The organism is Cellulophaga algicola DSM 14237 (assembly GCF_000186265.1).
GTDB lineage: Bacteria > Bacteroidota > Bacteroidia > Flavobacteriales > Flavobacteriaceae > Cellulophaga > Cellulophaga algicola.
The window spans coordinates 2,873,159-2,894,525 of the sequence record NC_014934.1; the positions used below are offsets into that span (position 1 = coordinate 2,873,159).

Below are 21,367 nucleotides of genomic sequence, written 5' to 3' on the forward strand. Positions count from 1 at the left end.
TGAAATCACTTATTGAATTCGTTTTAAAATAAATCCGTTTAACCAAAGGCTTCCTTTTTCATTTTTACTTTTAAATTTTAGAATAACAGGGTTAGAGCCATCTGATTCTAAGATTGAATGAATAGAAATCGGTTGACGTTCACCGGTACTATTATTATCATAATAATTTACAATATGGTCATCTGAAGTTCTAGTGAAGCTACCATCTACATCATCAACAGTAACCTCTATTTCATTTGTTATTTTAATATCGGTATTTCTCGCATGATGAAATGTTTCTAGCGCATACTTTCCAGTATTTAAGTTTGATAATTTTAAAGTGAGTTCTCCTTTTTCAATATACACACCATCAGTACCTACAAAACTCAAATCGCCCAACATACTAGTGCCATTTCCTAACCAATTTATCTTTTCGTCAGCACTTATTTCTACTTGAGTATCCGTTTCTTTAATGGTATAGTTTAAATCATTGTCAGTATTTCCTGACCATTCATTCCATTCAAATTGTACCAATTGTTTCTCTCCACCAATATCGACTCTGGTAATGGGGAAATCATAGATAGGTTTAGCATGGTTTGCAATTTCGTTGGTGTTAAATTTTACGGTATTGATTGTAGCTTTACCAGACTTTAGGCCTGTTGCTTTTGCCGTAACGGTAATTGTTCCTGTTTCATTCGTTGCTTTTACGTAAATAGCTGCAACTCCATTATAAACAAGGGCAGGGTTTGCATAAATTTTCCCGTTATCAATGATTTCGCCAGGTCCAGAAATAGAAAACTGAACTTCATTTTTAGTATTGGTTACAACTTCACTATGTTCATCTAAAATAGAAGCGTAAACCAATCTTATATCTGATCCTCCAGCATAAAAGGGTTTGTCATTAATATTATATTCAACTTTTATATGATGTGGCTTGCCTTGTTTGTGTCTTGTGAATTCCATCACTTTTTCGCCATTGGTATATCCAATAGCTTTTAAGACGCCTTCTTTCCAATTATATTTAAAGGTAAATGAGGGATGGTTTAAATTTATTTTGGTAAGGTCATTATCGGGTACCTGCCGCGCAATTAGTTTTCCATTATGGTATAAGGCGACTTCTTGACAATTGCTGAATACTCTAATTTTCCCATCTCTAGAAGCGGTTTCATCAGCTATGTGAACCATAGGCTTAGCTACCAATTCAGATTGGTACCAGTAATACACAGGCTTTGGCACTCTATAAGGGGAAAGTACACCGTAGGTGGTCATGAAATCTCGGGACCATTGGGCATCTACAATATCAGGTTGCAAGTGATTGTAGTCTGCACCCAACCAGGTAATAGCCGCAAAATTATTTTTATTGCCTTTATAGCGTGATATATGAAATTGATTTACTTCTGAATTAGGAGAACTACCATGTTCCATAACCATGGTGAAGGCACTTTCTGGGAATTCTGTTCTTCGATAATCCATAGTGGCATGTACATCTGTAATACCTTCGTTCTTTGGTCCATCCCAAGGGGCAGAGGCAGAGGCCGTTAATCTAAAAGGATCTTCTTCTTTAGCAACGGTTTGCATTCTTGGAACCGGACCTCTATGATTAATTCCTGCTCCCCAAACAATAATAGACGGGTGATTTCTATGATTACGGATCATAGTTCTGGTTGCTTTTTCTAAATTTTCAAACCAAGTATCGCCACCCCATTCAATCCATGTAGAGGGTTCTTCATAAATGAGGATGCCCAATTCGTCACAGGCTTTTAAGAACGCATCGTCTTGTGTGTAGTGCGATGTTCTGATAATATTCATTCCTGCTTTTTTGTACTGTAGCGCTTCATTGTAATGAAATGAGTTGGGAACAGCATCTCCAATATTAGGATAACTTTGATGACGGTTGGCGCCAACTAAAAATAAAGGTTCTCCATTTAACACAAAGCCTTTACCTTTTTCTAAAGTAAACTTTCTAAAACCAAAAGTGTTTTCAACGAAATCTACTGGGGTTTCATGATCATAAATAACGGAATTTACGCGATACAAATAAGGACTGTCTGGTGACCATAGGTGGTACTCATCTTCAATTACCAAAGACTGTCTAAATGTATAGTTAGCATTCGCGGCGATTGTAGCTTCGGAACTTACCTTTTTGAGTACCATACCATCCTTATCAATGATGGTTGTACGTATAGTAGTTTTCTTAGCTGCAGTAGATTCGTTTTTTACAGTTGTTTTGATTGTCACCGTACCATTGTGTTTATTAACCGTAGGCGTGGTGATATGCACTCCTGCGTCATAATTTTCCCAATTAAAATTTACATGTAATGGGTTTGTAGCAACTAAATAAACGTCTCTATATAATCCGCCATATTTTACATAATCTGTTCTGTGAGGATCCGGAGCTATAGTTTGACTAAAACTATTATCTGCTTTTATCGCGATAGTGTTTTCTTGTCCTAGTATAACAAAACCGGTAATATCAAAATGAAACGGTACATAGCCGTTTACAGCGTAATTCCCTACTTTTTTTCCGTTTACCCAGACTTCGGTAGCATTATGAACTGCTTCAAATTCTAAGAAAATTTTATTGGAGGACTTACTATTAATCTTTATTTTTTTGCGATACCAACTGATATCTCTGAGGTATTTTTCTTGTATCCAAGTTTCTTTAATACTATCCATCTCATAGGAAACTAATTGTGTGGTGTGAGGAATAGAGACATTTTCCCAAGAGCTATCATCAAAATTTGTAGCAGTAGGAGTGTGCTCTAAATCTCCCAAATGAAATTTCCATCCAATGTTTAAGTTTGTTTTTGTACGATCGCCTGCTTCAAAACCTTGTGGTAATTTTGTGTTTTGAGCAAATGTTACTGTGCTAATTAATAGGCTGATGAATAAATAGTTTAGTTTCATTTTCAGTGAGTGATATTTGTGGTACTAAAATTATTTATTCTTAGAATGGTAGGTCAGTAGAAATGTTTGTAAACATACCACATATGGTTTATTGTAGTTAGATACCCAGTAATCTTGGAAACCGAAGTTTGTTTTGATGAAAAAAAAGCGGAATGTTACCTGAAAACAAAAAAGACTTTGAAATACATTTCAAAGTCTTTTTCTATTAGTTGAATTAGATCTAGTTATTTTAGTTCTAATTCTTTTATTTCTACAGTTGTTTCGCCTCTTAATTCTTCATAGGTAGCAACCATCTCTTTTAGCTTTTCTGGATTAGAAGCGGCTAAATTAGTTTCTTGCTTTCTATCTGTTTTAAGATTGTAAAGTTGGTACGTATCTGCTATTCCTAATTCTATATTCACCTGTGTGTTTATTGGATTGCCTTTATAAGGCGGAATTAATATCCAGTCGCCACTTCTCAGTGCTGTTTTTTGACCAGCTTCCAACACTAAATTAGTTCTTCCTATTTTAGATTTACCTAATAATACATCAATTAACTCTTCACTATCGTCTGTAGTGATGTCACTGTCTGCAAGTTTTGCTAAAGAGTTTAATAAATCTATTTGACAAACAAGCGCATCAGAAACACTAGGTGTAATGGTGCCTTTCCAATAGGTAATAAAGGGTACGTGTGTGCCTGCATCGAATAGGCTGTATTTTCCTCCTCTTAAGCCGCCAGTAGGAGTATGGCTACCTAGTTTTTCTTCTGCATCATCAAAATAACCATCATTTAAAACAGGGCCATTATCACTTGTAAATACTATCAATGTGTTTTCTAATATTTTTTCGTCTTCTAAAGTTTTTATAAATTCTCCGATAACCCAATCAGCTTCAAGAATTACATCACCACGTGGTCCCATACCAGATGTTCCAACAAAACGAGGATGAGGAGTACGCGGTACGTGTGGTTGTTGTAAGGCATAATATAAAAAGAAAGGTTCTTTTTTATGATTTTTGACATAGTCTTTTGCTTTTTCTAGAAAGTGATCGGCCATATCAACATCCTTCCATTTAGCAGCTTCACCACCTTTCATAAATCCAATTCTAGGGATCCCATTAACAATACTATTGTTATGACCATGGTGCCATTTCATTTTTAATAACTCAGGATTATCTTTTCCTGTGGGTTGCCCTTCATAATTCTTCGCATAATCTACTTCAATAGGATCATTAGGATCTAAACCATCTACATGACCACCTTTAATATACACGGTAGGAACTCGATCTTGTGTTGCTGCCATAATATAGGAGTAGTCAAAACCAACTTCGTTAGGACCAGGAGATACGCGTTCATTCCAATTAACATGACCTGTTCCTAAACCAAGATGCCATTTGCCAACAATACCGGTAGTATACCCTTGTTGTTTTAACATTTTAGGAATGGTAGTTTGTTCCGTACTAATGATTAATGGTGCTGTACCAGGTAATATTTGGGCATCTTTATTTCTCCAAGGATATACCCCTGTTAAAATACCATATCGGCTAGGAGTACAGGTAGCTGAGGTAGCATAACCATTTGTAAAACGTACTCCGCCATGTGCAAGTTTATCTATATTAGGGGTGCTAATTTCTGTTGCCCCATTAGCACTGATATCACCATAGCCTAAGTCATCTAAGTAAATTACAACGATGTTAGGTTTCGAAGTGGCTTCTTTTGCTTCCGTAGTGGCCGTTTCCTTTTTCTTATTCTCCTCTTTACAGCTAAAAGTAAAAACGATTAAAAGTAATAAATCAAGTTTAAAAAAAGTGTTTTTAGAGATTGGATGTGAAGTCATAGGCTTGTTATTTAATTTTTTTATTTAAGGATTTATTTCTGTCGCCTTGCCATTTTTCGTCCTCTTTAAGGACATTTTCGGCATGCGGGTCCAACCAACCTGGAGCCATGTTTTTGGCATCCCATTTTTTGTAGGCTTTTTCTAAGGCGACTATAATTTCAGGGTTTTCATTAGCAATATCATAACGTTCCAGATGATCTTTTTCAAGATCAAAAAGTAAGGTTTTGTTTTTGTAAGCACTTTTGTAGAGCTTGTAGTTGCCTTTTCTAACGGCATACTCAAAGTTTCCTGATGATCTCCAGAATAAGGTTTCATGAGGAGTTTCTTGTGTTTTCTGCAGAATGAAAGGAAGCAAGTCTACTCCGTCTAACTGACGTTCTTTTTTTGCTTTACCACCAGCTGCATTTAAAAATGTAGGAAATAAATCTAAAGAAGATATTGGTTCATTATACGCGTATTTTTCTTTAATTTTTGTTGGCCAAGTTATAAAGAATGGCACTTTAATTCCGCCTTCAAATAGCATGCCTTTATGGCCTCTATAAGGTCTATTATCTGCATGTTCTATTCTCCCTCCATTATCACTTAAAAATACAAGAATGGTGTTTTCTTTTAAACCGTTAGCAATTAGTGTAGAATCAATTTTACCAACATTAGCATCTACAGCATTTACCATGGCAGCATATACACTTCTACCGGCATATTCTATATGTTTGGTTTTCTCAAGGTATTCTTTTGTTGCTTGATCTGGGGCATGAGGCGCATTATAGGCAAGGTACATGAAAAAAGGTTTTTCATCTTTTTGGGTGATAAAACGAATGGCTTCAGTTGTAAAATCATCAGTCAAGTAGGTTAACTCCTCTTCGGGTACTACCTTTCTATTTCTATAGATTGTCTGAATTTCATTTTTAGATTCGCCCCAATAATTCATACCGCCTCCAGGAAAACCAAACCAGTGGTCAAAACCTTGTGCTGGTGGGTATAAATCTGGATGGTCTCCCAAATGCCATTTTCCAATAGCGCTGGTCCTGTAGCCTTGTTCTTTCAATGCTTCAGAAATCATTTTTTCTGATAGTGGAGTGCCTACAGAAGCATCATTTTTTCCATCATAAGGCATATTACAGTCATGACCAAAACGTGCTTGGTAACGACCCGTTAATAACCCAGCTCTCGAAGGACTACAATAGGGATGTGAAACATATCCGTTAGAAAAAATAACACCTTCAGAAGCAAGTCTGTCTAAATTTGGTGTAGGTATATCTGTTGCTCCGTTAAAACCAACATCTGCCCATCCTTGATCATCTGTGAGAATCACTATAATATTAGGTTACTCTTGCGCATTGGTCTTTAAGACTAAACTAAGCAAAGCAAATAGGAATAAGAACTTCTTGTGGGATATCATTCTATTCTGTTTTAATGATTAAGCTTGCTGTAGCTAAATTTTCTCCGGTTGCCGTAATAGTAACTTCTCCGGTGTTTTCAGTACCTTTGATAATCGCTAAACTTTTACCAAAAAATGACTTGATGTAGTTTTCCTGAAAAGATTCTAGCGAGGCAGAATTTCCATTTCCAACCGCTTCTAATACTCCTGCTCCTTCCACTTTAAAATTAATCAAATTAGCTGCATTAGGGCATAAATTGCCGTCTTTGTCTTCTATGCTTACGGAGACGAAAGAAAGGTCTTTACCATCTGCCTTAATTGTATTTCTATCGGCTACTAACGAAATTTTAGCAGGCTTTCCTGCCGTTTTTATTTCTTTAGAAGCTACTTGCTTTCCATTCGTATACGCAACCACTTTTAAGCTGCCTGGTTGGTAAGCCACCTGCCATGATAGTCTGTATTTAGATTTGTAGATACCTTTCTTAAAGCCATTATATTCAGTAAAAACGTCTGTTAGATCTTTGCCTTTTACTTTTTTTCCAAAAGAGGTGCCGTTTACGAATAACTCCACTTCATCTGCATTGGTATAAGCGTAAACTGGGATTGTTTGTCCTTCTTTGCCTTCCCAATTCCAATGTGGTAAAACATGAACCATAGGAGCCGATGTCCATTGACTTTGGTATAAATAAAAGCGGTCTTTAGGGAAGCCTACTAAATCTACAGGAGCAAAATAAGAGGCGTGAGAAGGCCAATCATCATTCCAATAGCCATTCGTGGAATTATCTCTACCACCATAAGGGGTTGGTTCTCCTAAATAATCAAAGCCTGTCCATATAAATTCTCCTAAAGAATGTGGGTTTTTTTCTTGCGCATCAAATTCAATATCTGGAGCATAGGCCCAAGGCGGACCAACAGTAACATCATAACTAGAAACTTGGTTGGTTTCTTTGTTGACATGGTAGTCTTGAGGAACTTCATAAAAACCTCTTGTACTTGTTTGTGATGAAGTTTCTGATCCGTAAAAAATCATATCTGGGTTTTGTTCCCTGATTTCTCCATAATATGCAGGTTTGTAATTAACCCCAACAACATCTATTTGAGCGGCTAATTGATTTACAAAAGAAGCAGGATAATAATTGAAGCCGGCAGTTGTGGGTCTAGAATCATCTTCATCATGGCAAATATCATTCAACATTTTGGCAATTTTCCAACCGTCTTTTTTACCTTGCTCTAAAATCTCATTACCAATACTCCACATAATTACAGAGGGATGATTGCGATCTCTCTTAATCATGTCTCGCAAATCTTTTTCTGCCCATTGGTCAAAATAGTTGCTGTAGCCATTAGGAACTTTTGGTTCTTTCCATTCATCAAAAGCTTCATCAATAACCACAATGCCTAATCTATCACATACTTGTAGCATTTCTGGTGATGGTGGATTATGACTTGTACGTAGCGCATTGGCACCCATATTTTGCATAATTTGCATTTGACGCTCTGTTGCTCTGTAATTTACGGCAGCACCTAAGGGGCCTAAATCGTGATGCATACAAACGCCATTAAGTTCTACCGCTTTTCCATTTAAAAAGAAACCTTCTTTTTTAAATTCAATCGTTCTAATTCCAAATTCCGTTTCAAATTCATCTACAATTTGATCTTTTATTTTTACACGGCTTATTGCTTTATATAAATTAGGCTTGCCAACATCCCAAAGACTTGGATTTACAACCGTCATATGTTGTGTTAATTGCTCCTCTGAATTATTTGCTACATCTATGGTCTCCGTAGCTATACCCATAGTTTTATTGGAAGCATCAACAATCGTAGTTTCTAAAAATATCTCTTGAGGTTTATCAGTAGCATTTTTCAACTTTGTTTTAATCGTTACCGTTGCTTTTTCTGATGTAACTTCTGGAGTTGAAATAAATGTACCCCATTGCGGGATATGTACTTTCTCATTTAATTTTAAGCGTACGTTGCGATAAATACCGGCTCCGGGATACCATCTTTCTGATAAAACTTCAGGAGCAAGTTGTACTGCGATAATATTGTCTTCACCAAATTTTATAAACGGAGTGATGTCAAACTCAAAACCACTATACCCGTAATGACGTTCTCCAACAAAATTTCCGTTTACATATATTTTGGAATTATCCATGACCCCATCAAATTCAATAGCAACTTGTTTGTTCTTATTTTTAGCGTCAATGGTAAAGTGTTTTCTGTACCATGCAATTCCATCAATAGGCAACCCGCCATTTCTGGCATTATTTTTAGAATCAAAAGGACCTTCAATGGCCCAGTCGTGAGGTACATTTAGTTTTCGCCACGTACTATCATCTAAATGTATGGCTTCACCTTGAGGAACAGTATCTTTAATAAAAAGCCAATCTTTATTAAAATCTTGATCGGCTATAACTTCTACGCCGTTCTCTTGGCAGGAAGATATAAAAATGGAAATGAACAAAATGATCAATGGGGTACGTTTTAAAGCTTTCATGCGTTTTGTTTAGTTTTAGTCGAGTTGTTTTAGTTTATGGCGACAATACAGTCACTAATATCAAGAGGATCGTCCATTTCCTTTTGTAGTTTTTGTAAGTCTAGAAACAGTGTTTTTATTCTTTTTTGTTCCTCTGGAAGTTTTGAAATGTCATTCATCTCCTCAGGGTCATTCTTTAAATCAAAGAGCAGTATTTTTTTAATTTTCGGAAAAACCATTAGTTTATATCCATCTTTACGAATCATTCGTTGTACATCTAAATATGCCCCGTAAATAGCATCATAGCTGCTTTTGGATTCTTTTCCTTTTGCAATGTTTAAGAAGCTGTTGTATTCGATGTATTTTGGTTTGTCTATACCCGCAAGATCTAATGAGGTAGCCATGGCATCTTGCAAGTATACGTCTACATTCGTTTTTTTGTTTTTAGGAATATCTGGACCTAAAATAATTATTGGGGGTCTAATACTATGGTCAAACAAACTTTGTTTCCCTAATAGGCCGTGTCTGCCCATTGCTATACCATGGTCTGCCGTAAAGATGATATACGTATTATCCATCTTCCCAGAATTTTTAAGTGCTTCAATGATGTTGCCAATTTGCGCATCTACATGCGTGATGCTCGCGTAATATTCTTTCTTATGTGTTTTTATGGCCAATTCTGTTCTTGGAAACGGAGCCAGTGCCTCGTCTCTTAAATCATCACCATTAGCAATATCATGTCTGTAGGGGTACTCAGGTAGGAAGCTTTTGGGTACAGATAGATTTTTTAGCGCATACATGTCTTGATATTCTTGTGGAGCCTGTCTTGGATCATGTGGGGCGTTAAAGGCTAGGTACATGAAAAAAGGCTTTTCACTAGTTTTAGCCGTATTTATGAATCTAATCGCATCATCTTTTAGAACTTCACTCCAGTGTTGGCCATCTTTCCAGTAACCACCTTTAGTAGTGTCCGTAGGATTCCAGGTAGTGTCCGTTAAGGATAGTGGACGGTTATAGCCATTAGGCATAATGCTTTCTGATGTAGCATTAGGAATTTTTGAGAGCGAATCAAATTTAGCAACCATCGTGGCATGATCCCATGCATCTTTTGGCATGCCCGGTCTAATATGTGTGGTGTGTTCAAAAACTTTATGGGCCGGAGCATCTACATGCCATTTTCCGGTCATATAGGTTTCGTAGCCATTACTTTCAAGTAATTTACCCCAAGTTTTATCAATAGAATCGTTTTTAATCCAATTTTGCCTAAACTTATTAGCTCTCCATACTGATCTTCCTGAAATTAGCATAGCTCTAGAGGCAGCACACACTGCGCCACTCCAAGAACCCATATTGTAAGCATTCGTAAAGGTGGTGCCTTCATGAACCATGGCATCCATATTTGGAGTAATGATTTCCGAATTGCCTAAGGCATGAATGGAAGAATAGGTTTGATCGTCTGTAAAAATAAAAACGATGTTTGGTTTTTTAGGCTCAAGGTTTTGTTTTGGTTTGCTAGTGCAAGCAAGAAAAAAGCTTGTAGCTACAAATAAGTAAACTTTTGTTTTCATGTATAGGTATTCTTAAAAAATAATGCCCACCTGTTAAAGTGAGCATTAAATAATTAACTCAATAAATTACTTATGTACTAAAAATCACTATAAAGCAAAATTGAGATTTCTATTCTTAGTTAAGAATCACAGATGGTTTTTATAATAAAACAAATGTTTTAAGTTTACGATTCCTCAGTGGTGTCTTCCTCATTGTTCGTAAGTCTTATGTACTTACTAGGAATGACACCAAATTGTTTTTTAAAGCATTTAGAAAAGTAAGATGCGGTATTAAAACCAGTCATGTACATAATTTCTTTTACGGATAAATCACTTTTTTCAAAGAGCTGTACGGCTCTCTTTAATCTAATATTTCGTATAAATTCACTAGAAGAGAGTCCGGTTAATTCTTTTATTTTTAAGTACAAGTTACTTCTACTCATACTCATTTCTTTGACTAACATTTCTACACTAAATTCTGAATTCATCATATGCTTTTCTACAATTTCAATGGCATTTTGTAGGAAGCTCTCATCAGATGAGGTTACGGTTACTTCATTTGGTTGTAAGGTAATCTCTCGGTTGAATTTTTTACGTAGCTCATCACGATCTTTTAAAATATTGGAAAGTTTTAGTTCCAACAACTCCAAATCAAAAGGTTTTCTAATATAGGCATCTGCGCCTGTCTTTAGTCCTTCAATTTCTTTCTCCTGCGATGTTTTCGCTGTTAGCATTACTACAGGGATATGACTTGTTTCTTTGGCACTTTTAAGTTTATTACAAAGTTCTATTCCATCCATTACCGGCATCATAAGATCTGTAATTATGATATTAGGCATAAATTTATTTGCCAATTCTAAGCCCTTTTCACCATTCTCTGCCTCATAAATATAATAGCTTTCGCCCAAACCTCTTTTTATAAAAGATCTAATATCAGGATTGTCGTCTACAATTAATAGTAAGGGTAATTTAGACCTAGACCTTGTCATATTTTGGTCTATAATATCATCCATAAAGCTAATAGCATGAGAGTCAGCGTCAATTTTACTGATGAAGGTGTTGGGTTCAAAAACCTCATGAAAGTTTATTTCCTTGGTAGCTTCAAAAGTTTCTTTTTCTTTAGGAAGCCATACAAAGAAGGTAGATCCATTTTCAGAATCACTTTTTACTTTTATTATGCCTTGATGTAATTCTACTAAGTTTTTAGTAAAGGATAGCCCTATACCTGTTCCTTTCGTATTTACATGAGTAGTTAATCCGATCTCTGTATAAAAACGCTCAAAAATATGTTGTAATCGATGGGAAGGAATTCCGGGTCCAGAGTCTTTAACTTGTATGACAATGTATTTAGATTGATCAATGTCTGTTGCGATGTCATCTGGTTTTTTAAAATCTGTGCCGTCAAAAATGTTTAAAAGAATAGTTCCGTTTTCAGGGGTGAATTTAAAGGCATTTGATAATAAATTATTGATAATCTTTTCAACGGCATCAGGATCAAACCAAGAAACAATAGCATCCTTAGAGGTTTCAATTTTAAAATTGATTTCTTTTTTTCTACTTAAAAACTGAAAAGGTTCACTTACTTCTTTTAAAAAGCCAACAATATCACTCTTACTTAGGTTGAGGTTCATTTTTCCATGATCCATTTTTCTAAAGTCTAATAACTGATCTACAAGGCGTAATAGGTAATCTGTGTTTTTACGCATTAAACCATATTGATCCCTTGCTTCTTTGGGACTCATTTCTGATCCTTTTTTTATTAAATAATCTAAAGGGCCTTTAATAAGCGTTAATGGGGTTCTGAATTCATGAGAGATATTGGTGAAAAATTCCAGCTTTAAGCGGTGAATTTCTTCATTTTTGTCATTTTCTAAATGCTCTAATTCTAGCTGATGTTTTTCTGCAGATCTAATAATTGTAAATCTTCTAAAAGCATACAGTAACCCAATAGCCATTAATACGTAAAATATTTTAGCAAAAGTAGTACGCCACCAAGGTGGAGTTACATTTATTTTTAATTCTACTGGTGTTTCATCCCAAATAGTATCATTGTTGGATGCTTTTACGCGTAAAACATAGGGCCCTGGTTCAAGATTGGTATAGGTAGCAAATCTATTATCTGAAGTGGTATAAATCCAATCTTTATCAAAACCATCTAGTTTGTAAGCATATTTATTTTTACTAGACGCGGCATAGTGCAATGCTGCAAATTCAAAAGAAAAACTATTCTCACTGTATTTCAATTCAATTTCATCCATAGAATTTATAGATTGATCTAGAATTATGCGACCATTAATTTTTGCCCCAATTGCAACGGGTTTATTAAAGATTGAAAAGTTTATTAAAACAGTTTCTGCTGTAACTTTATTACTAATAATCTCCTCTGGATAAAAAGCAGTAAAACCATTAATGCCGCCAAAAAGCATTAAGCCATCTTTAGTTTTGAAAGCAGCTAACTCGCTAAATTCATTACTTTGTAAGCCATCATTAACATCATAATTTTGAAATTTTTCTCCTTCAGTATCAAATTTTGATAAACCTTTGTTGGTTGATATCCAAAGGTTTCCGTGGTCATCGTCTAGTATGCCTTTGATAACGTTGTTGGGTAGACCATCCTTTTCGGAATAGGTTTTAAAATGTTCGGGCTCATCTTTAGTTCCAGGGATTAATTTATTTAATCCACCACCAAATGTTCCAGCCCAAATAACTCCAGATTTACTTTCAAAAACGGTTAAGATGTAGTTGTGGCTTATGGTGCTTGTATCATTAGGAATATTCTTATAAACAACAAATTTTGGATTTTTTGAAGTAATTTGATCAGGAGGTAATTTGGCTAAGCCATTACCCGTCGCAAACCAAATGTTCCCCTTTTTATCCTGATAGATATCTCTGATAATATTGTTGGGTACGCTTGTTTCAATAGTTGTATTATGTTTTAAGCCATCTTTAGTAAAGGTGTCCCCGTCTTCATTAATTAACCAACGTTGTATACCGCCATTGTATGATCCTAACCAAACGTTGTGATCTTTGTCTTGTAAAATTGAAAAGACACTACTAGGTACTTCTGAAATTTCTTTAAGGTCTTTATCTGTGATTTTTTTAGGTGTATCTAGTTGTATTTCAAACAATCCGGGTGCATTTTCTCCACCCACAAATAATTTGGTAGAACTCTTTAGCTTTATTTCTTCTATAGCAAATACTTTATTGATTTTTGTAAAATGCTGAAACTCATTAAAATCACTAATTGTATTAGTTTTTCCTAGCAAATTTAATCCGCCACCTTCAGTTCCAATCCATAAGTTTTCATTGCTATCTTCAAGTATGGCTCTAATTTTATCATTGCTTAAACTGCCTAGTTCTAGATTCTTTTTGATATGTGAAAACTGCTTTCTTTGAGGGTCAAATTTATTAATGCCACCACCATTAACACCAACCCAAACAATACCGGTATGATCTATATGAAGTGATTTGACAGCATTCTTGCTTAAGCTATTGGTAGGGTTTTCTGGGTCATACTTATATAAGCCTACTAGTTTAGGTATTTTGTTTTCTGCTAGATTGGAGAATTCTAACAGTCCGTCATCTGTACCTGCCCATATATGAAAATTATTTATGGAAACGGTATTGTATGAGCCCTTGTAAATATACTGAAGTTGGTTCTCTTTTTTATTGGGAGCGTAGCGATATAGGCCAGAGCTTGTCGCTAAAATTAAATTGCCATAGCTATCTTCAATAATAGACTTTACTTGAACATTAGGTAAATTTATTTGCTTATTTACTTCTTGAAAGTACATATCGCCATTATTATCTCTAGATAATTTTGATAGTCCGTTGATGCCGCCAATCCACACTTGGTGCATACTATCCTCATAAAAAGTACTGGCGTTATTACTATTTCTTGTTGGGGAGTTGCTATTCTGATATAAGTTAAAATGTTCAAATTTTAATGAATCAGTAGACTTAGATAAATCGGCCATATCAATGCCTTTTGTCGTACCCACCCACAATCTATTATTACTGTCTTTAAAGACTAAGGTAATATAATCACTCTTTATGCTAAATTCATTTTTTGGATCGTTCTTAAAGCTCTTGAATTGTTCTGTCTTTTTATCAAAATAATTTAAGCCACCTCCAGTAGTTCCAATCCATAAGTTGCCTTGGTCATCATCAATTATCTTCCAAATTAAATTACTGCTAATACTATGAGGGTTTTCTGCATTAGGTTTGAAAACAGTAAAATTATAACCGTCATATCTATTTAATCCGTCATGAGTACCAAACCACATAAAACCATTGTCATCTTGAAAAATGGTATTTACATCACTTTGTGATAATCCATTCTCGGTATTTAAATGCTCAAACTTTAATGAATTTTGCGCATAACAAACAGGAGATATGAATATGAGAAGACTCCATATTAAATAGACAATGCTTTGTTTTGTGTTTGTAGTATTCAGCGTGTAGCTCATACTAACAAATATATCAAATTGCAGATATATATGTATCCATATCATTTTTGTATGTAGTGAACTCTTTTTGGTTTTAGACTTAAATAGCTGTTTATTAGTGTTTTAAAATATATTTAATAAGGCAGATCTGTTTCTTTATTCCATATGTTGTAGTCTTTTGAACATATGTTGTGTCCCTAAAAAATAGTTTGCTACAAACTAACTATATTTTTTCTTACCTCTGTACTTCAACTTATGAAAATCATTTTTTTAGGCAGCTAATCCATTACTTTTTAAAGTTTTAGTGGTTCGCGCAGCAATACAAAATAACAGATGCAAAAAGAACAAAGCAGCAAGAAAACGAATAAGAGATATGGTATTTTAGCCATGGTCTTTTTAACGGTAGTTATAAATTATTTAGATAGAAGTAACATTTCTGTTGCAGCTTTTGCCTTAAGTGAAGACTTAGATTTATCATCTGTTCAAATGGGATTTATTTTCTCTGCTTTCGCATGGACGTATGCTATTTTACAAATCCCTGGAGGATTTATGGCAGATAAAATAAAGACTAGAGTCTTGTATTCTGTGATTATGGCATTATGGTCTATAGCTACTTTGGTTCAGGGAATGGCTAATTCGTTTGGTAGTTTATTGGGGTTAAGGGCTACCATCGGTATTTTTGAGGCACCTTCATACCCTACCAATAATGTTATTGTTACGCGTTGGTTTCCTGAAAAAGAGCGCGCATCTGCCATCGCAATTTATACGTCAGGTCAATTTTTAGGGCTTGCGTTTTTAACACCAGTTTTGACGGCTATTCAGAGTTATCTAGGTTGGCGAGGATTGTTTTATGTTTCAGGAGCTATAGGTTTAGTTTGGGCTGTGCTTTGGTATGTTCTATACAGAGATCCTAAAGAACATTCAACCATGAATCAAGAAGAAATAGACTATATTGCAGAAGGTGGTGGGTTGATAGACGGAGTGTCTGATACGGATAAAAAAGAGCAAGTAGAAAAATTTAGCTGGTCAGATTTAAGGGAAGTGTTTTCTTATCGAAAACTTTGGGGTTTATATATAGGACAATTTTGCTTGGGTACTATTATCATATTTTTTTTAACTTGGTTTCCAACGTATTTAGTGAAATATAGAGGGTTAGATTTTCTCGAGTCCGGTTTTTTAGCTTCAATTCCATTTCTAGCAGCATTTTTTGGTGTGTTGTTATCAGGGTTTACTTCAGATTTTTTAATAAAAAGAGGCTATACTGTTGAGATAGCGCGCAAGCTACCTATCATATGTGGAATGTTGCTTTCTACGGCAATTATAGGGGCAAACTATACAGATGATACATTTCTGGTGATTTTATTTTTATCTATTGCATTTTTTGGAAATGGTTTGGCGAGTATTGCTTGGGTATTTATTTCATTAATGGCTCCCAAAAAGCTTATAGGCCTTACGGGTGGTGCGTTTAATTTTATAGGTGGTTTATCAGGTATTGTTGTACCTGTTATTATTGGATACTTGGTTAAGGATGGGGATTTTAAGCCCGCCTTGTTTTTTATCGGAGCTATAGCTTTACTAGGTTTTATAAGTTACACTTTTATTGTAGGCAAAGTTGAGCGTATTGTTCCTAGATCAAAGAATTAAGAATTTACAGTTATGAAAATAAAAGATATAAAAACCTATCCTATTAATGTAGGATCCGGTAGCCAATTGGTAGTTAAGGTTGAAACAGATTCTGGAATATATGGATGGGGCGCTTCAGGATTATCAGGACGTGAACTTGCTGTTGTAGGTGCCATTAAACATTTCAAAGCTTTTTTAATTGGTAAGGATGCGAGGCAAATTGGAGCCCTATGGCAAGAAATGTATAGAGGTCAATATTTTGAAGGGGGGCGCGTACTGGCTGCAGCAATATCTGCAATAGATATTGCTTTGTATGATATTAAAGGTAAAGCCCTAGGGGTCCCTGTTTATGAATTATTAGGAGGAAAACAACGCGATTATGTAGACTGTTTTGCATCTGTACGTTTTACCACGAAAGAAGAGTTATTTGATTATTCACTTCTTTTGGTCAAAGAAGGATGGACAATGCTTCGGTTGGCACCAGCAGAATTTGAATCACAAGAAGATAAAGGTCTCTTTGAATCCAGGAAATCAATAGCCCTATTATCAGAATGGCTCATCGATTTAAGAAAAGAGATTGGTTCTCAAATTACTTTAGGTATTGATTATCATACACGTTTAAATGCTGCAGAGACGTATTCATTTATCAGCAAGATGCCAGCGGGAACAATAGATTTTATAGAAGAACCTATAAGAGATGAGAGCCCAGAGGCCTATGAAAGTCTTCGTAAGCTTGTAACGGTGCCTTTTACTATCGGTGAAGAATTTTCAAGCAAATGGCAATTTGTACCATTTATAGAGAAGAATATTACGCAATATGTTCGCCTTGATATTTGCAATGTGGGCGGTATTACAGAAGCTATGAAAGTGGCAGCAATGGCAGAAGCTCATTATATTGATCTAATGCCACATAATCCGTTAGGGCCTATTTGTACGGCGGCATCAATTCATTTGGCTGCAGCTTGCCCTAACTTTAGTTGGTTAGAAGAGGTGAATACGCCAGCGCAATATATGGGCACAAATGCACCAGAGTATTACCCATTACAACATATTTTAGAAGGGCCTCGGTATAAAGTTTTAGATACGCCAGGTTTAGGTGTAGAATTCAATGAAGATTTAGCGGCACAATCAGAATTTATTCCTGTAGAAATTCCTAGACTACACCGTAGTGATGGTTCTTTTACAAATTGGTAATGTAATAAGTGTAACTAAAAATAGATCAAGTGTTTGCTAAAAGTATAAGTGTCTTTATTGTTGTCCTCATCCTATCTAGTTGTAAGAATGGAAAAGAAGCTATAGTTGTTTCTAATAGTGAGTTAACCGCTAAATTCTCTATTGAAATTTTGACCGATGAAGGTAATTTGGTTATAGATAAACACAGTAGTATCGAAATTCTGGCAGATGGCTTTACGTGGACGGAGGGGCCACTGTATATAGAAAATGGAGACTATCTTTTGTTTTCTGATATACCAAATAGTAAAGTTTTTAAGATTGATGCTCAAGGAAAAACGAGTGTCTATTTGCACCCGTCAGGAAATGATGTAAAGAATTATACAGGAAAGGAAGCTGGCTCTAATGCTTTGATGTATTATAAAGATCAATTAATTCTGATGCAACAGGGGGAGAGGCGAATTGCTAAAATGAAGGCACCGATAGATTCTCCTAAAGAAAGCTATGAGATGATTGTAGATACATATGAAGGCAAAAGATTAAATAGTCCAAATGATGGGGTGTTTGATGCGCTTGGCAACCTTTATTTTACGGATCCTCCTTATGGTTTGCCTAATGGAATAAATGATGTGACAAAAGAGCTAGATTTTCAGGGGGTATATTGTTTGCTGACTTCTGGAGAACTAATACTGCTTGACAAAGAAATAAAATACCCTAATGGCATAACGCTATCACCAGATGAGAAAACACTTTATGTAGCTGCCTCTGACCCTGAAAAAGCAGCTTGGTATTCCTATAAAATTGCGCAACCAGGAACAGTGAGTGATAAAAGATTGTTTTATGATGTTACGGCTCTAGATCGTGATAAAAAACACAAGGGATTGCCAGACGGGATGAAAACAAATCATGACGGATATCTATTTGCTACTGGTCCGGATGGTGTATGGGTTTTTAATCCTAATGGAGTTGCAATTGCTAGAATTCATACGGGAGTACTGACGGCAAATTGCGCTTTATCTACAGATGAATCTCAATTATTCTTAACAGCCGATGATTATATCTTAAAGGTAACTTTAAAATAAAGCACATGTATGCGCTTTTCGTTATTTTTTGAGCTTATGGATAGCTTTAATTATAAGCAGCTGCTTATTAGTGTTTTAAGGTTTAAAGGTCTGGTGTCGGATTAAAAATCTATACATATGTTCTAGCTTTTAAATCATTTGCTATCTTTAGAAAAACGGATATTATCGAACTTTACACGTGTTAAATCTGTACATAGAATTAACAAACTTTAAAGTAATTTCAAACACCTATAATACCGCATTAATGAAATATATCGTTTGTGAAAAACCAGGAGAATTTCTTTTAAAAGAAAAAGAGGCACCTGTTAGAAAAGAGAATGAAGCCTTGCTTAAAATAAAAAAAGTAGGAATTTGTGGTACAGATTTACATGCTTATGGAGGCAATCAAGCTTTTTTTACATATCCTCGAATTTTAGGTCATGAATTGGCTTCAGAGGTAGTGGAGATTGGTGCCAATGAGCGTGGAATTAAAGCAGGAGATAAGGTGGTGGTAATGCCTTACATAAGCTGTGGAAAATGTATAGCTTGCCGCAATGGTAAAACAAATTGCTGTACAAATATAAGCGTGTTAGGGGTGCATAGTGACGGAGGGATGCAAGAGATGATTACAGTTCCTACCAATATTTTGTTACTAGCAAATAATTTATCTGATGATCAGATGGCTATAGTAGAACCTTTGGCTATTGGAGCACATGCCATACGCAGAGCGCAAATAACTCCAGGAGAAACAGTGGCTGTAGTTGGTTGTGGACCAATAGGAATAGGAATCATGAAACTCGCACAGATTGCAGGAGCAAAAGTAATTGCCCTAGATATGAATGAGCAGCGTTTGCAATATGCTAAAGATAAGATAGGTGTAGATTATGTGGTAAACGTTGCTAATGATCCTGTGGCAAAAATTACTGAAATTACAAATGGAGATTTATGTACTGCAGTTTTTGATGCTTCGGGTCATAAAGGCGCTTTAGAAATGTGTCCTTCGTACATGTCTCACGGAGGTAGGTTTATTCTAGTGGGTTTATCTAAAGGAGAACTTACGTATACACATCCTGCCATACATGCAAAAGAAATGACCTTAATGTGTAGTAGAAATGCTACAACCGAAGATTTTGAGCATGTTATTAATGTTTTAGATCAATTTCCAACGGCATCATTTATTACACATTCTGTTCCGTTTACAGCAATGATTGAAAATTTTGATAGTTGGTTAAAACCAGAAACAGGCGTAATTAAAGCCACTGTAAATTTTAGTTAAATAGATGCAAAAAAGCTATGTTCAAATAGACTTGAAAGACAACATTATTGTTGCGATTACGAACCTAGAAAAAGGGCTAGTAACTTCCGTTGCAGGAACAGAAGTCACTTTAAAAGAACCTATAAAGCAGAAACATAAATTTGCACTTTATGATTTTAGCGTAGGAGATGAGCTATTCATGTACGGCGTTTTAATAGGTAAAGCAACCAAAGAAATTCTTTCGGGTACCGCTATTACCGTTGATAATGTCAAACATGCATCGGCAACATTTAGTGCTGCCAAAGAGCAGTTTGTTTGGCAAGCACCAGATGTTACTAAATTTAAGAATAGCACGTTTAAGGGGTACCATAGAAAAGATACTAAAGTAGGTACCGCAAACTACTGGTTAGTAATACCGTTAACTTTTTGTGAAAATAGAAATATAGATGTTCTCGAGGCAGCGCTTTCTGAGAAACTAGGATATCAAACTAAAAAAGATTTTGCCGTAGATACTGATGCCTTAATCCGCAATTACAAGGCCGGTGCTTCTAAAGAAAAGCTTTTAAATACTCCTATAATTGCTACCCATGAAGAAATGGCAAAAAAAAGGGTGTTCCCGAATGTCGACGGAATTAAGTTTTTAAAACATGACGGTGGTTGTGGAGGTATTAGACAAGATTCTGAAACGCTTTGCAAGCTATTAGCGGGGTATATTGCTAACCCGAATGTTGCGGGAGCTACAATTTTAAGTCTTGGATGCCAAAATGCCCAAATATCCATGTTGCATAATGCATTAAAATCGTTAAATATAGATGGTGATAAGCCTGTACATTATTTAGAACAACAAGGAAGTTTAAGTGAAAGACATTTTATAGAAGAAGCTGTAAAAGTTACTTTTTTAGGCTTGATAGAGGCCAATGAGATAGAACGAAAACCAGCACCATTAAGTAAGTTGGTGCTAGGATTAGAGTGTGGTGGTTCTGATGGTTTTTCAGGAATATCTGCAAATCCAGCGTTGGGGTATGCTTCAGATTTATTGGTAGCCTTAGGCGGTAGTCCTGTGTTAGCAGAGTTCCCAGAATTAAACGGGGTAGAGCAAGAAATGATTAACCGCTGCGCGACAGAAAAAGACGCGAAAAAGTTTTATAACTTAATGCGTGCCTATTCGGCTGCCGCTGTGGCTGTTGGTTCTGGTTTTGAAAATAATCCATCACCAGGAAATATAAAAGATGGCTTGATAACAGATGCCATGAAATCTGCCGGTGCAGCTAAAAAAGGAGGAACTTCTCCTGTTGTTGCAGTTTTAGATTATACGGAACAGGTGACCAAACCCGGATTAAATTTACTGTGTACCCCAGGTAATGATGTAGAGTCTACAACAGGTCTAGTAGGGTCTGGATGCAATATTGTTGTCTTTACAACAGGTTTAGGGACACCTACAGGAAACCCCGTAGCTCCTGTTTTGAAAATGTCTAGTAATACAAATTTATACGAACGTATGAATGATATTATTGATATCAACGCAGGTACTGTAATTAGCGGAGAAGATACCATAGCGACTATGGGTGAAAAAATATTAGAACATATTATAAAAGTAGCAAGCGGTGAGTTTGCGTCAAAAGCCGTACTACATGGGAATAACGACTTTATTCCTTGGAAAAGAGGAGTCTCTTTATAAATTATTTTTCAGTTTAAAGAAAAGTAAA

11 protein-coding genes are annotated in these 21,367 nt (G+C 35.7%); 5 read left to right on the forward strand and 6 right to left on the reverse strand.

The window, feature by feature from the left end:
* Positions 1 to 9: 9 nt before the first annotated feature.
* The 6 genes from CELAL_RS12415 to CELAL_RS12440 form a co-directional block, all read right to left on the reverse strand.
* Positions 10 to 2,886, reverse strand: coding sequence for a glycoside hydrolase family 2 protein (locus CELAL_RS12415; protein WP_013551257.1), 2,877 nt, complete (start codon positions 2,884 to 2,886; stop codon positions 10 to 12).
* Positions 2,887 to 3,110: 224 nt separating this feature from the next.
* On the reverse strand, positions 3,111 to 4,700 hold the full coding sequence (locus CELAL_RS12420; RefSeq protein WP_013551258.1) for a sulfatase family protein: 1,590 nt from the start codon (positions 4,698 to 4,700) through the stop codon (positions 3,111 to 3,113).
* A 7-nt stretch (positions 4,701 to 4,707) separates the two neighbouring features.
* Complete coding sequence (locus CELAL_RS12425) at positions 4,708 to 6,012, reverse strand: sulfatase-like hydrolase/transferase (RefSeq protein ID WP_013551259.1); 1,305 nt, start codon at positions 6,010 to 6,012, stop codon at positions 4,708 to 4,710.
* Between the two features lie 88 nt (positions 6,013 to 6,100).
* Entirely contained in the window at positions 6,101 to 8,578 is a 2,478-nt protein-coding gene (gene galB / locus CELAL_RS12430; protein ID WP_013551260.1) for a beta-galactosidase GalB, read from the reverse strand.
* Positions 8,579 to 8,607: 29 nt separating this feature from the next.
* A complete protein-coding gene (locus CELAL_RS12435; RefSeq protein ID WP_013551261.1) occupies positions 8,608 to 10,125 on the reverse strand; it encodes a sulfatase-like hydrolase/transferase in 1,518 nt (505 codons plus the stop codon).
* A gap of 164 nt (positions 10,126 to 10,289) precedes the next feature.
* Positions 10,290 to 14,573, reverse strand: coding sequence for a two-component regulator propeller domain-containing protein (locus tag CELAL_RS12440; RefSeq protein ID WP_245529627.1), 4,284 nt, complete (start codon positions 14,571 to 14,573; stop codon positions 10,290 to 10,292).
* 312 nt (positions 14,574 to 14,885) lie between these two features.
* Between CELAL_RS12440 and CELAL_RS12445 the strand changes: the two genes are divergently transcribed.
* From CELAL_RS12445 to CELAL_RS12465, 5 genes are all read left to right on the forward strand, one after another.
* Positions 14,886 to 16,196, forward strand: a complete 1,311-nt coding sequence (locus CELAL_RS12445) for an MFS transporter (protein WP_013551263.1) — start codon at positions 14,886 to 14,888, stop codon at positions 16,194 to 16,196.
* Positions 16,197 to 16,208: 12 nt separating this feature from the next.
* Positions 16,209 to 17,369 carry a mandelate racemase/muconate lactonizing enzyme family protein gene (locus tag CELAL_RS12450; RefSeq protein ID WP_013551264.1) on the forward strand — a complete coding sequence of 387 codons (1,161 nt, stop codon included), beginning with the start codon at positions 16,209 to 16,211 and terminating at the stop codon, positions 17,367 to 17,369.
* A gap of 29 nt (positions 17,370 to 17,398) precedes the next feature.
* Positions 17,399 to 18,427 (forward strand): SMP-30/gluconolactonase/LRE family protein, encoded by a 1,029-nt coding sequence (locus tag CELAL_RS12455; protein ID WP_013551265.1) that lies wholly within the window; start codon positions 17,399 to 17,401, stop codon positions 18,425 to 18,427.
* A gap of 244 nt (positions 18,428 to 18,671) precedes the next feature.
* A complete protein-coding gene (locus CELAL_RS12460) occupies positions 18,672 to 19,682 on the forward strand; it encodes a zinc-binding alcohol dehydrogenase family protein (RefSeq protein WP_013551266.1) in 1,011 nt (336 codons plus the stop codon).
* Positions 19,683 to 19,686: 4 nt separating this feature from the next.
* Entirely contained in the window at positions 19,687 to 21,339 is a 1,653-nt protein-coding gene (locus CELAL_RS12465) for a UxaA family hydrolase (RefSeq protein WP_013551267.1), read from the forward strand.
* The last annotated feature ends 28 nt before the right edge of the window (positions 21,340 to 21,367 follow it).

What these genes read in the sequence shown, in the direction of transcription:
- CELAL_RS12415 (WP_013551257.1), bottom strand. Translation starts at nt 2,886, where the DNA reads ATGAAACTAAACTATTTATTCATCAGCCTATTAATTAGCACAGTAACA.
- CELAL_RS12420 (WP_013551258.1), bottom strand. Translation starts at nt 4,700, where the DNA reads ATGACTTCACATCCAATCTCTAAAAACACTTTTTTTAAACTTGATTTA.
- galB (WP_013551260.1), bottom strand. Translation starts at nt 8,578, where the DNA reads ATGAAAGCTTTAAAACGTACCCCATTGATCATTTTGTTCATTTCCATT.
- CELAL_RS12435 (WP_013551261.1), bottom strand. Translation starts at nt 10,125, where the DNA reads ATGAAAACAAAAGTTTACTTATTTGTAGCTACAAGCTTTTTTCTTGCT.
- CELAL_RS12440 (WP_245529627.1), bottom strand. Translation starts at nt 14,573, where the DNA reads ATGAGCTACACGCTGAATACTACAAACACAAAACAAAGCATTGTCTAT.
- CELAL_RS12445 (WP_013551263.1), top strand. Translation starts at nt 14,886, where the DNA reads ATGCAAAAAGAACAAAGCAGCAAGAAAACGAATAAGAGATATGGTATT.
- CELAL_RS12450 (WP_013551264.1), top strand. Translation starts at nt 16,209, where the DNA reads ATGAAAATAAAAGATATAAAAACCTATCCTATTAATGTAGGATCCGGT.
- CELAL_RS12460 (WP_013551266.1), top strand. Translation starts at nt 18,672, where the DNA reads ATGAAATATATCGTTTGTGAAAAACCAGGAGAATTTCTTTTAAAAGAA.
- CELAL_RS12465 (WP_013551267.1), top strand. Translation starts at nt 19,687, where the DNA reads ATGCAAAAAAGCTATGTTCAAATAGACTTGAAAGACAACATTATTGTT.